The sequence below is a fragment of the Canicola haemoglobinophilus genome, assembly GCF_002015075.1.
In the GTDB taxonomy this organism is placed as follows: Bacteria; Pseudomonadota; Gammaproteobacteria; order Enterobacterales; family Pasteurellaceae; genus Canicola; species Canicola haemoglobinophilus.
In genome coordinates this window covers 129,202-141,601 of record NZ_MUXZ01000004.1, presented here as the reverse complement: position 1 = coordinate 141,601, position 12,400 = coordinate 129,202, and the positions used below count along the sequence as shown (strand labels likewise).

Sequence of the window (12,400 nt, the reverse complement as noted above, 5' to 3'; positions counted from 1 at the left end):
CAAAGCAATTATAAAATTAAGAAAATCAATCCAGCAATATTATCAATATAATCACTATATTTACTCATAAAAAATCTACACCTTAATCAGTTGGTATAGTAGACAAAAACTAACGCCTCACAACTATCATTGTAAGGCGTTTTTGTTTATTTATTTTCTAAAGCTAAAATGACTTTTTCTAATGATTTTATATTTTGTTTTAAGGATTCAATTTCTCTATCTCTTGCATCCAGCAATTCATTTTTAGCATCAATAATATAACGTAAGTGAGCAATTTCAGATTCTAGTGCTGGGTTACCTAATGCAAGGCTGAAATTAGTTGAATTACTAAAGTTATTATTAGAATTTTGGAAAACTAAAACACCTTCATTCATTGATGACATTAAATCTTCAAGTGGTACTTCAAGAATTTGTGCAATTTGGACAAGGCGCTCAATTCTAATTTGGCTTTCACCTCTTTCCCATTTCGCATAACAGGTTTTGGATACATTTAGTCTTTCAGCCATCATTTCCTGAGTCATTTTTTTATTTTCTCTAAATGTACGAATATTTTCTCTTAATTTGCTTAATTGATCAGTAACACTCATAAAAACTCTTTTTAGGTAGCTAGTTGATGAACTTGGGTAGTCAAGTGTAACAGTTCGTGGATTGTATCAGAGTTGGTCAAAAAATAGAATAACTCTCGTTTTTTAACTACTATTTTGGAGGTTATTTTATGGCATATCGCCCAGATCCTGATCTTGAGTTTTTAGCTGAATGTTCTTCTGAAGACTTAAATGATTTAGTTTATATTCTTACTCATGATCCCAAAGATGATAAAAAACGTTTAACAGAATCTCTCACATCTAATGGTAAATACAAAAGATATTATCCAGACCATAGTAAATATTGGAAAGCGATAGCTGAAGAAATTCAATGTTATGGAGGAAACAGTATTGTTAATTTAGTGCGCCGCAAAGGTGTTCTATATAAAGAAATCTTATGCGATGTATGTGATAAGATGAAAGTCAAATATAAAAAGACTGATTCTACCAAAATCATTGAGATAGCTTTATTTGAAAAAGTTATTACTAAACAAATCTCTGAATTATCAGAAGATGAATTAAAGAAAATTGCAAAAGACTTGGATATTCAAGTAGATAATCTTCCAGCAGGAGCCATTGCACCTGCACTTGTGGGCGGATTACATCTTTTATTATCCACTTCAGTTCCTGTTGCTGTCATTGTTAATATAGTTGGAGCAACAATCTCAAGAGAAATAGTAACATCTTCTATTGGAGCATTAATTGGAGGAACTATTGGTGGACGAGCTCTTGGTGTTGTAGCTGGTCCAATCGGCTGGGCTATTAGTGGTGGTTGGCTATTAGCTGATATTGCTTCACCTGCGACTAGAGTAACAATACCTGCAGTATTACAAATTATTTATCTACGTTCGCTTTATGAACAAAGAACTCAAGAAGTATAAATTTCTTAAAACTCGCAAAAAAAACCTGCTGTCGCCCGTGTCCTCACGGGTGACCAATATCCCCAAAATTACCACCGCACTTTGTGGCAAAAAACAAAGCACCAGTGAGGACACTGACGCTATCGGAGTGACCCATCGCTGTCGCTCGTGTCTCACGAGTGACCAAGCTCCCCCAAAATTACCACCGCACTTTACTCAAAGTGCGGTGGTTTTTTGAGGTAGTTTTAACGCCAAGCTTTAAACTGGTTAATCAAGCCATTAGTTGAGCTATCATGGCTGTTGATTTGCTCATCGCCTGTAAGCTCTGGAAGAATACGATTAGCAAGTTGTTTACCTAATTCCACGCCCCATTGATCAAAGCTGTAAATATTAAAAATAACACCTTGCACGAAAATTTTATGTTCGTACATGGCAATTAATGTACCTAAAGTAAATGGTGTGATTTTTTGCACTAAAATGCTGTTGGTTGGTTTGTTACCTGTAAAGACTTTAAATGGCACAATCTCTTTTACATCATCTAATGATTTACCCGCTTTAACAAACTCCGCTTCAACTTCTTGTTGGGTTTTACCAAAAGCAAGAGCTTCTGTTTGAGCAAAGAAATTTGAAAGCAATTTACTATGATGATCTGATAGTGGATTATGGGTTTGTGCTGGAGCAATAAAATCACAAGGAATAATCTTGGTTCCTTGGTGAATTAATTGATAGAAAGCGTGCTGACCATTGGTACCCGGCTCCCCCCAAATAATAGGACCTGTTTGATAGTTATTAATCACTTCGCCATTACGAGCTACATATTTACCATTGGATTCCATATTGCCCTGTTGGAAATAAGCGGCAAAGCGATGTAAATATTGATCATAAGGCAGCATAGCTTCAGTTTCTGCACCTAAGAAATTGCAATTCCAAATACCAATTAACGCTAAAGTTGCTGGAATATTTTGCTCCGTTGGTGCAGTGCGGAAATGGTTATCCATTTCGTGCGCACCAGCCAATAGTTGCTCAAAATTGTCAAAACCAATAGAAAGTGCGATTGACAGACCGATAGCTGACCATAAAGAATAGCGACCGCCGACCCAATCCCAAAATTCAAACATATTATTGGTATCAATACCAAACTTCTCTACTTCTTTTGCATTGGTTGAAAGTGCGGCGAAATGTTTAGCCACTTGACATTGATCTTTTGCTGCTGCTAAAAACCATTCGCGCGCAGAAAGTGCGTTGGTCATGGTTTCTTGTGTGGTAAAGGTTTTTGAGGCAATTAAGAATAACGTAGTTTCTGGATTAACCTTTTTCAGCGTTTCCGCAATATGAGTACCATCAACATTAGACACGAAGTGCATGGTTAAATGATTTTTATATGGACGTAATGCTTCTGTAACCATATAAGGCCCTAAATCTGAGCCACCAATACCAATATTCACCACATCAGTAATGGCTTTGCCTGTATAACCTTTCCAATCGCCCGAAATCACGCGTTCACAAAAGGCTTTCATTTTAGCTAATACTGCATTCACTTCTGGCATCACATCTTTACCATCCACATACACTGGCGTATTTGAGCGGTTACGAAGTGCGGTATGTAATACAGCACGATCTTCTGTACGGTTAATTTTTTGCCCACTGAACATAGCCTCAGTTGCTTCACTCAATGCACATTGTTCTGCTAATTGACGCAATAAAGCGAGGGTTTGTTGGTTAATATTATTTTTTGAATAATCCACTAAAATTTGATCAGCAAATTTTAATGAATAGTCATTAAAACGATTTGGCTCTTGAGCAAAAAGCTGCTGAATACTGACTTGTGCTAAGTCTTTTTGATGTTGTTCTAAGGCTTTCCAAGCATTAGTTTGAGTTGGGTTAATATTTTGCATAATTTTTCCTTTTTCTATTTCAAATTTAATCGATGTATTCAGTTAAAACTCTTGGTGTTAATTTCGTAATTAGTTCATAACTTAAAATGCCACTAATTGCTGCAATTTCCTCGATAGGTAATTCTTTACCCCATAAAATCACTTCATCTCCGACTTTGTCATGACTATCTGTACCAAGATCTACGGTCAACATATCCATAGATACACGCCCAACAATAGGCACTTTTCTACCGTTAATATAAACTGGCGTGCCCTCAGGCATATCTCTTGGATAACCATCACCATAACCAATAGCCACAACGCCTATCTTAGTATCTTTTTCGCTCACCCAAATACCACCATAGCCGACAGGCTCCCCTTTTTTATGGTTTCTAGTCGCAATTAATGAGGAAGTTAAAGTCATTACTGGAGTCAGACCGTAAATTTCTGCAGGCGTATTATTTGGTGAAATACCGTACATAATAATGCCTGGACGAATCCACTCTAAATGAGCCTGAGGCCAAAATAAAATACCCGATGATGCAGAAATGGAGCGCTCCCCTAATTTACCTTGGGTAACCTGTAAAAAGCGTTCTAATTGTAGTTCCGTATAGTCGCACATCAATTCATCTGCACGACTAAAATGACTGACAAAACCTATTTCTGCTACATTTGGACAATTCACAAGTTGCTGATAAAAATCTTCTACTTGATCCAGTTCCACCCCTAAACGATGCATACCTGTATCAATTTTAAGCCAAACTTTAATCTTATTAGGCAACTTAGCCTTCTTGAGTTCATCAAGCTGTTCTTGATTGTGAATAACAGTTTGAATGTTATTGACTGCAATAATAGGTAAATCTTTTGCTGAAAAAAAACCTTCCAACAATAAAATCGGTTTAATAATTCCCTTGGATCGCAAACTCAGTGCCTCTGATAAACGAGCGACGCCAAAGCAGTCAACCAAATGATCTAGCGCAGAGGAAACAAACTCGATGCCATGCCCATAAGCATTGGCTTTCACTACAGCGATAACTTTGCTATTTGGTGCTTTTTGTTTAATAACTTGAACATTATGTTTTAGTGCAACAGAACTGATTTTTGCTGTTGGCGGTGTGACATTCATGATTTCTACTCTATTTATTCTGTGTAATACTCTGGAACATTGGCTAAATTATCAAAGCGTGAATATTGACCTTGGAAAGCTAATTTGACTCTTCCAATTGGCCCATTACGTTGTTTACCGATAATAATTTCTGCAATACCTTTATTTTCTTCTGTTGTTTCGTTATAAACTTCATCACGATAAATAAACATGATTAAGTCCGCATCTTGCTCAATAGAGCCTGACTCACGCAAATCTGAGTTTACTGGGCGTTTATCCACGCGATTTTCTAATGTACGGTTTAACTGGGAAAGCGCAATAACTGGCACTTCTAGCTCTTTCGCTAAGGCTTTCAAAGAACGAGAGATTTCTGCGATTTCTAAAGTGCGGTTGTTTTCAAAGCCTGGTGCGCGCATTAATTGTAAATAATCCACCATAATTAAACTTAACCCTTCATTATCCTTGTAAACTCTTCTCGCCCTTGAGCGCAATTCTGTTGGTGTTAATCCTGAAGAGTCATCAATGAACATATTAGGCTTTTTCTTAAAAATTTGCATAGTACTTGCAATTTTACTAAAGTCTTGTTGATTTAAACCTTGCCCAGTACGAATTTTTGTTTGGTCAACACGAGAAAGAGATGCAATGGTACGCATCAAAATTTGTTCTGCTGGCATCTCCAAGCTAAAAACTAACACTGGTTTTTCCGAGAACATTGCTACATTTTCACATAAATTCATAGCAAATGTTGTTTTCCCCATGGAAGGACGTGCCGCGATAATAATGAGATCTGACTTTTGTAAACCTGATGTTTTTTGATCCAAGACGGTAAATCCTGTTGAAACACCAGTCACGCCAGAATGATTTCCCATGGAAGCTAAGTGTTCAATTTTAGTCACTGTTTTTTCTAAAAGCCCGACTACATTTTGTGGACCACCATTAGACGTGGTTCGCTTTTCAGCAATAGCAAAAACATCACGCTCCGCATTGTCTAAAATCTCTTTGATTGGTTGTCCACTAGGTTTATAAGCATTTTTCGCAATTTCATTACCCACGGAGATCAATTCACGTAAAATCGCCTTCTCACGCACGATCTCTGCATAAGCTAAAATATTAGCCGCACTTGGCGTATTGTTGGATAATTCTGCAAGATAGGCAAAACCACCGACTTCTTCACTTTTCCCTTTTGCTTTTAATGCTTCGTCTAGAACCAATAAATCAACGGGGTTATTTTGCGCAAATAACAAGGCTATCTCTTGGAAGATAATGCGATGTTCGAAAGTATAAAAATCTTCCGCAATGATATGTTCTGACACATTGTCCCAATGGCTATTATCCAACAAAAGCCCACCCAAAACCGCCTGTTCTGCTTCGATGGAATGAGGCGGAATAAGGGTTTGCTCAAATTTTTTATCTTGGATTTTTTCAGTCTGAGATGAAGTTGATTTTTTCTTATTCATTAAGAAAACTAGCCTAGTTAGAAATTGAAATTGCGCTATATGATATACCAAATCTAAGCTAGATTTAAGAGAAAGGGGAAAATTAATCTGTGTAATATAAAACAATAGAAATAAAGAACCGCACTGTAAAGTGCGGTCCATTTTTGATGAGTTTTACTTCTTACGGCGCTCAACTACAGCATCGGATAATTGTTGCAAGACAATTTCTGTATCAGCCCAGCCAATACAAGCATCAGTGATACTTTGTCCATAAGTCAACTCTTTGGAATCGATTAAATCTTGACGTCCTTCAACCAAATGACTTTCAACCATTACGCCAAAAATTTGCTTTGAGCCATTTGCAATTTGAGCACAAACATCAGTGCAAACATCTAATTGCTTTTTAAATTGTTTGTTACTGTTCGCATGGCTAAAATCCACCATCACATGAGGAATACGTCCTGATTTCTCAATATCGGCACAAACAGCTTGCACATCTGCCGCACTATAATTTGCCCCTTTATCTCCCCCACGTAAAATAATATGGCAATCTTCGTTTCCTTTGGTAGATACGATGGCTGAATGACCAAATTTTGTTACAGAAAGGAAATAGTGCGGTGCTTCTGCGGCACCAATTGCATCAAGAGCAATACGTACACCGCCATTAGTACCATTTTTAAATCCAACCGCACATGATAAACCAGAGGCTAATTCACGATGAACTTGCGATTCTGTTGTTCTCGCGCCAATAGCGCCCCAACTCATAAAATCGGCAAGATATTGTGGTGAAATCATATCTAAAAACTCACCAGCGGTAGGCATTTCAAGATCGTTAATATCAGAGAGTAATTTACGAGCAATGCGCAATCCGTCATTTAACGCATAACTTCCGTCTAAATAAGGATCGTTCACTAAACCTTTCCAACCCACTGTGGTACGAGGTTTTTCAAAATACACACGCATAATAATTTCTAAGGTATCTTGATATTTTGTACGCATTTCTTTAATTCGTTTCGCATATTCCATTGCTGACGCAGGATCATGGATAGAGCAAGGTCCAATAACAACCAATAAACGATCATCTTTTTGGTGAATAATATTATGTGCTGCTAAACGCGCATTTTTAACTGTTTTAACCGCAGCATCACTTGCTGGAAATTTTTCTAATAATGCAATAGGAGGCAAAACTTGCTCTACTTTTGCAATTCTGGTGTCATCATTTGCAATACGAATATTATTTTTGTTCTTAGCCATACACTACTCTCTCTTAATACTACATAAAATTTATAAATTCACACTGAATTATGCCGTAACATAGCACTTCTTTTTGTACTAGTAAAATAGTTTTTTCTAATGCGCACTTAATACTTGTGCTGGTTGTAATTTAGCAGCTCGACTTGCAGGATATAAACTTGCCACCAAACTTAAAATTAAAGCAACCACAAATACCATAAGTACATCTTGCCAATGTAATTCACTTGGTAAAAAATCAATAAAATAAATCCCGTCTGATAATAACTTTTTACCTAATAAAAATTCAATTCCTTGAATTAAACGAGTTAAATTTAAACTTAATATTACGCCCAACACAATGCCTACTATGCAACCTTTCATACCTGATTGTAAGCCATACCACACAAAAATTCGCTTAATAAAAGCATTATTCGCCCCTAACGTGCGCAGAATAGCAATATCGCCTTGCTTATCTTTTACCGCCATAATCAAAGTGGACACAATATTAAAACAAGCAACACCAATTACCAACACCATAGCAATATACATCACGGTGCGAATGAGCTGAATATCATTGTACATGTAGCCAAATTTGCTAATCCAATCCTGAACTTGTAAGGCTTGTGGATAATCATATAAATATTCATAGCTCATATTTCTCACCGCAAAAGGATCTTGGACTTTGAGCTCAATCCCTGTAATCTCATCGGAAGTGTAGTCCAATAATTCTTGTGCTTGTGATAAGTTCATTAAAGCGTAACTATGATCTAATTGCCCATCTAAACGCAAAATTCCCGTTACTTGAATACGATGTCGGATAGGTTGAGATAACTGGTTATCGCCATTAGCAAGAGAAATTAACAAAGTCACCCAGTCGCCCTCAGAGACGGCTAATTCTTTCGCTATGCCATAACCTAAAACTAAACCACCATTTTGCTGAAACTGTTTCCAACCATCGTTTAATACAAAATGACTTAAATGACTGACTTGATCTTGTGCTGCTTGCTCTATTCCCTTAATTTGCACCACTTTTAGCTTTGTGCCATTTTCAATTAATGCCGTAAAACTCACAAAAGGAGACAAAGCCAAAATATACGGATCTTGCTGTAAAAGTGCGGTAATTTTTTGCCGATTTTCAATTTTGCTATTACTTTGCTCTTGGTATAGCGTAATTTCACTGTGAGGCACCACAGATAAAATACGATTATTGAGCTCTCGTTCAAAGCCATTCATTGCACTCAAGCCTAAAATCAACACGGCAACGCCAAGGGCAATGCCAATAGTTGAAAACCAAGAAATTAGCGACACTAACTTATTTTTAGAGCGACTACGTTGATATCGCCAACTAATAAAAAATGAAGTATTCATTAGATCTTCTCTCTTAAAATACCGTCTTGCATCACTAAAGTGCGCCCTAATTTTTCTGCTAACTGTAAATCATGAGTAACGAGCAAAAAGGCAATTTTTTGTTCTTTATTTAATTGTTGAATAAGCTCAAAAATACTTTCTGTCGTTTTGCGATCTAAGTTTCCAGTTGGTTCATCTGCTAAAACCAGTTTAGGACTATTCACTAATGCTCTAGCAATGGCAACACGTTGGCGCTCTCCGCCAGAAAGTGCGGCTGGTTTATGAGAAATTCTATGCGCTAATCCCACCGCACTTAGCATTTTTTCCGCACGATCTTTAGCTTCCGTTTTATTTTGTTGGCCAATTAACATTGACATCATCACATTTTCCAATGCAGTAAAATCTGCCATTAAATGATGAAATTGATAGACAAAGCCTAAATACTGATTGCGTAATTTAGCTAATTCATCACTGCTTGCTTTTTGCAAAGATTGTCCAGCAATAAAAACTTCGCCACTGCTTGCTTTATCTAAGCCACCTAAAGTGTGCAAAAGTGTGCTTTTTCCAGAACCTGAACTTCCTACAATAGCGACCAACTCTCCTTCGTTCATGGAAAAAGAAACCTCTTTTAACACTTGCGTTTTAATATCGCCTTCTTGATAGTGTTTTGTAATATTTTGACAAGTTAATAATGTATTCATAATTTGCTCTTGTTATCGTTGTGTGACTATTCATAGTGTAATGCTTGTGCTGGTTCAATTTTACTGGCTCGATAAGCAGGATAAATTGTAGATAGCAAAGATAATGCTAAGGAAAAAAGTAGAATTAATACGATTTGATAAGCATTAATTTCTGTTGGCAAAAAAATCCCTTGTGGATTAATCAACTGAATAATGCTCGCTAAATTCATAGTTACTAAAACCCCTAAAATCCCACCAAATACAGCACCACTTAAACCAACCAGAAAGCCTTGCAAAATAAAAATATTCCGCACTTGCCCTTTTTTTAGCCCTTGGGTTTGCAAAATAGCAATTTCACCTTGCTTATCCACCACCATTAAGCTCAATGAAGTAACAATATTGGACACTGCCACCACAATAATTAAGCTAATAAGCAAGCTCATCATATTTTTTTCCATACGAACCGCTTGGAAGAACTCGCCTTTTTGGCTACGCCAATCAACAATTTTCCACTGTTCTTCAGGAAAAAAGTGCGGTAATTCTGTGATTAAAAAAGGATCATCTAAAAACAAACGATAACCTTGAACTTGCTCTGGTTTAATTCGCATTAAGCGTCCAATATCTGCTAAATTAGCAAAAACTTCATAACTTGCTGCAGAAGAATGATAAATATCGCTAATGGTAAACAAGCGTTGTACAGGAACCCGTCCAAAAGGCGTATATTGGCTATTTTCAGTAATCATCAAACGCACTTTATCGCCTATTTGCAATTTTAATTTTTGTGCTAATTGCCAACCAATGATCAATTTAAACTCGCCACTCGGCAGCAGTTGAGAAAAATTTTGTTCATCAAAATCAGCCAACAAGGGATCATCAGAAAATTGTTGGATGCCAATTGCCTGTCCCGCACTGACACCTTGCGAAGTTTGTAAAATCACAGAGGTCGTATTTATTGGCACAACTTTTTGCACAAAATTTGGCATTTGAGGAAATGTATCAGCCAAAGATGCAGCATGTTGTTGAGGAATTAAAATGCTATGAGGAATGCCAAAAAGAACTTGTTGTTTTTGATATTTTTCTAGCCCATTCATCACAGATAAAACAATGATTAATGCCATTACACCTAAAACAATACCCACTGAGGCAAGATTTGTTACTAATCGCCCAAAACGATCCGCACTTTTAGCTCGCCAATAGCGTAATGCAATAAAAAGAGAAATTGGAAAGGTCATTTTGTTATCTATAAAGTTGCAAATTATGAATATATATTCTTATTAAAAGCGCTGAATTGTGAATAGTAAGGACGCTAAATAGCGTCCTTGCAATCTATTATCATTAAAATCAATGATATAACACTAAATATTACTTCCCAGTTTTGACAAAATCTTCAATATTTTGTGTAACTTTATTTACTAAAGTAGTTACCGCACTATCAGAAGCCCAAGCAATATGTGGTGTAATAATCAAATTTGGTAAACGAGTACCGGCTTGAATCAGGGGATTATCCTTTTCTGGTGGCTCTTTAACCAATACATCAATCGCCGCTGCAGCAATGACTTTATTATCCAACGCATCTACTAAGGCTTGCTCATCAACTAAAGGACCACGCCCTGTATTAATCAAATAGGCTGTTGGTTTCATTAGCTTCAAGGTTTCTGCATTAATCAAATTCTGCGTTTGTTCTGTAAGAGGACAATGTAGCGTCACAATATCCGCTTGTTTTAAAACCTCTTCAAAAGGCAAATATCCTGGGCGGATTTCTGTCGCGCCACGACGTTCAGCATAAATCACGTTCATACCAAGTGCGGTCGCTAATCGTCCAATTTCTGACCCTAAACAACCTTTGCCAATAACCCCTAAAGTTGAGCCTTTAACATCAGTAATTGGATAATCAAAATAACAGAACTGTTTGCAATCAGCCCATTTTGCACTTAACTGATCTTTATACCAATTCATTAAGCTATGTTTTAAGGCAAAAATTAAACCTAGCACATGCTCAGGTACTGTCACTGAAGAATAACCAGTGACATTTTTTACAGTAATGCCTAATTCTTTGGCTGCCACTAAATCAACATTATTCGTACCTGTTGCAGTAATCGCGATTAACTTTAATTTAGGTAATTGCTGCATCACTTCACGACTAAACAGCACTTTGCTGGTAATCACAATATCAGCATCTTTAGCTCGCTCTATCAGTTGCTCCGCACTCGTATGCTCATATTCAGTCCATTGATGTTCAAAACTTGGGCGAGGAATAGCAATATGTTTTGGAATTGCCGTACTATCTAAAAATACAATTTGCATCAATTTCTCCTTAATTAATCAAAATAGGCTGCAACAATATATCAAAGTACTTATCATAAATATAGAAAAAATCCGTATTCACTAAAAATACGGATTTTTCACTCTATTCATTTAATTTGAGGTATCAATTTCCTCAAAGGATTTGACGAGATCATCAATGGCTTTCATTTGCGCTACAAAAGCTTCAAGTTTGGATAATGGTAAAGCTGAAGGTCCATCACATTTTGCTTTGCTTGGCTCTGGATGTGCTTCTAAGAATAAGCCCGCTAAACCAACCGCCATACCAGAACGCGCTAATTCTGTGACTTGATCACGACGGCCACCTGATGCTGCACCAAAAGGATCACGGCATTGTAATGAGTGAGTTACATCAAAAATGACAGGGCAGCCTTTTGAGACTTTTTTCATTACGCTAAAACCAAGCATGTCCACGATTAAATTGTCGTAACCAAAGTTTGTACCACGATCACATAAAATCACTTTATCATTACCGCACTCTGCAATTTTTTCTACGATATTGCCCATTTGTCCTGGACTTAAAAATTGTGGTTTTTTCACATTGATGATTGCCCCTGTTTTTGCCATCGCTTCTACTAAATCTGTTTGGCGAGCTAAAAATGCCGGAAGTTGAATAATATCAGCAACTTCTGCAACAGGTTGGCATTGATAAATCTCATGCACATCAGTAATGACTTTAACGCCAAAAGTCTCTTTTAACTCTTGGAAAATTTTTAAACCCTCCTCCATTCCAGGCCCACGATAAGAATGAATAGAAGAACGGTTTGCTTTGTCAAAAGATGCTTTAAACACATAAGGCACGCCTAATTTTTGTGTGACTTCTACATATTTTTCACAAACTTGCATCGCCATATCACGACTTTCTAATACATTCATTCCCCCAAAAAGAACAAAGGGTTTGTCATTACCAATTTCAATGTTATCTAAGTGGATAATTTTATTTTGCATAATCATTTCCT

12 protein-coding genes are annotated in these 12,400 nt (G+C 36.9%); 2 read left to right on the top strand and 10 right to left on the bottom strand.

From position 1 onward, the window contains the following. Positions 1-146: 146 nt before the first annotated feature. Positions 147-587 (bottom strand): helix-turn-helix domain-containing protein, encoded by a 441-nt coding sequence (locus B0186_RS01220; protein WP_078217566.1) that lies wholly within the window; start codon positions 585-587, stop codon positions 147-149. A gap of 128 nt (positions 588-715) precedes the next feature. On the opposite strand from B0186_RS01220, the gene B0186_RS01215 reads away from it, so the two are divergent. Together B0186_RS01215 and B0186_RS11470 are read left to right on the top strand one after the other, a co-directional pair. Further along, on the top strand, positions 716-1,465 hold the full coding sequence (locus B0186_RS01215; RefSeq protein ID WP_078217565.1) for a YaaW family protein: 750 nt from the start codon (positions 716-718) through the stop codon (positions 1,463-1,465). 49 nt (positions 1,466-1,514) lie between these two features. Further along, the gene (locus B0186_RS11470; protein WP_158077944.1) at positions 1,515-1,682 is read left to right on the top strand and encodes a hypothetical protein; all 168 of its coding nucleotides are present in this window, start codon (positions 1,515-1,517) and stop codon (positions 1,680-1,682) included. Between the two features lie 7 nt (positions 1,683-1,689). On the opposite strand, the gene pgi is transcribed toward B0186_RS11470, so the two are convergent. The 9 genes from pgi to kdsA all read right to left on the bottom strand — a co-directional run bounded on the left by pgi (position 1,690) and on the right by kdsA (position 12,389). Continuing rightward, a complete protein-coding gene (pgi, locus tag B0186_RS01210; RefSeq protein WP_078217564.1) occupies positions 1,690-3,339 on the bottom strand; it encodes a glucose-6-phosphate isomerase in 1,650 nt (549 codons plus the stop codon). Between the two features lie 25 nt (positions 3,340-3,364). Further along, entirely contained in the window at positions 3,365-4,444 is a 1,080-nt protein-coding gene (gene alr / locus B0186_RS01205) for an alanine racemase (protein ID WP_078217563.1), read from the bottom strand. Positions 4,445-4,458: 14 nt separating this feature from the next. After that, positions 4,459-5,880, bottom strand: a complete 1,422-nt coding sequence (locus B0186_RS01200; protein WP_078217562.1) for a replicative DNA helicase — start codon at positions 5,878-5,880, stop codon at positions 4,459-4,461. A 153-nt stretch (positions 5,881-6,033) separates the two neighbouring features. Continuing rightward, entirely contained in the window at positions 6,034-7,113 is a 1,080-nt protein-coding gene (gene aroG / locus B0186_RS01195; protein ID WP_078217561.1) for a 3-deoxy-7-phosphoheptulonate synthase AroG, read from the bottom strand. A 96-nt stretch (positions 7,114-7,209) separates the two neighbouring features. Then, complete coding sequence (gene lolE / locus B0186_RS01190; protein WP_078217560.1) at positions 7,210-8,460, bottom strand: lipoprotein-releasing ABC transporter permease subunit LolE; 1,251 nt, start codon at positions 8,458-8,460, stop codon at positions 7,210-7,212. Beyond that, positions 8,460-9,140, bottom strand: a complete 681-nt coding sequence (gene lolD / locus B0186_RS01185; protein WP_078217559.1) for a lipoprotein-releasing ABC transporter ATP-binding protein LolD — start codon at positions 9,138-9,140, stop codon at positions 8,460-8,462. Before lolD ends, lolE begins: the two co-directional genes overlap by 1 nt. A 26-nt stretch (positions 9,141-9,166) precedes the next feature. Further along, a complete protein-coding gene (locus B0186_RS01180; protein WP_078217558.1) occupies positions 9,167-10,351 on the bottom strand; it encodes a lipoprotein-releasing ABC transporter permease subunit in 1,185 nt (394 codons plus the stop codon). Positions 10,352-10,481: 130 nt separating this feature from the next. After that, positions 10,482-11,423 (bottom strand): 2-hydroxyacid dehydrogenase, encoded by a 942-nt coding sequence (locus B0186_RS01175; protein WP_078217557.1) that lies wholly within the window; start codon positions 11,421-11,423, stop codon positions 10,482-10,484. A gap of 111 nt (positions 11,424-11,534) precedes the next feature. Then, positions 11,535-12,389, bottom strand: coding sequence for a 3-deoxy-8-phosphooctulonate synthase (gene kdsA, locus B0186_RS01170; RefSeq protein WP_078217556.1), 855 nt, complete (start codon positions 12,387-12,389; stop codon positions 11,535-11,537). Positions 12,390-12,400 lie beyond the last annotated feature (11 nt).

What these genes read in the sequence shown, in the direction of transcription:
- lolD (WP_078217559.1), bottom strand. Translation starts at nt 9,140, where the DNA reads ATGAATACATTATTAACTTGTCAAAATATTACAAAACACTATCAAGAA.
- B0186_RS01215 (WP_078217565.1), top strand. Translation starts at nt 716, where the DNA reads ATGGCATATCGCCCAGATCCTGATCTTGAGTTTTTAGCTGAATGTTCT.
- kdsA (WP_078217556.1), bottom strand. Translation starts at nt 12,389, where the DNA reads ATGCAAAATAAAATTATCCACTTAGATAACATTGAAATTGGTAATGAC.
- B0186_RS01180 (WP_078217558.1), bottom strand. Translation starts at nt 10,351, where the DNA reads ATGACCTTTCCAATTTCTCTTTTTATTGCATTACGCTATTGGCGAGCT.
- B0186_RS01220 (WP_078217566.1), bottom strand. Translation starts at nt 587, where the DNA reads ATGAGTGTTACTGATCAATTAAGCAAATTAAGAGAAAATATTCGTACA.
- B0186_RS01175 (WP_078217557.1), bottom strand. Translation starts at nt 11,423, where the DNA reads ATGCAAATTGTATTTTTAGATAGTACGGCAATTCCAAAACATATTGCT.
- alr (WP_078217563.1), bottom strand. Translation starts at nt 4,444, where the DNA reads ATGAATGTCACACCGCCAACAGCAAAAATCAGTTCTGTTGCACTAAAA.
- aroG (WP_078217561.1), bottom strand. Translation starts at nt 7,113, where the DNA reads ATGGCTAAGAACAAAAATAATATTCGTATTGCAAATGATGACACCAGA.
- B0186_RS01200 (WP_078217562.1), bottom strand. Translation starts at nt 5,880, where the DNA reads ATGAATAAGAAAAAATCAACTTCATCTCAGACTGAAAAAATCCAAGAT.
- pgi (WP_078217564.1), bottom strand. Translation starts at nt 3,339, where the DNA reads ATGCAAAATATTAACCCAACTCAAACTAATGCTTGGAAAGCCTTAGAA.
- lolE (WP_078217560.1), bottom strand. Translation starts at nt 8,460, where the DNA reads ATGAATACTTCATTTTTTATTAGTTGGCGATATCAACGTAGTCGCTCT.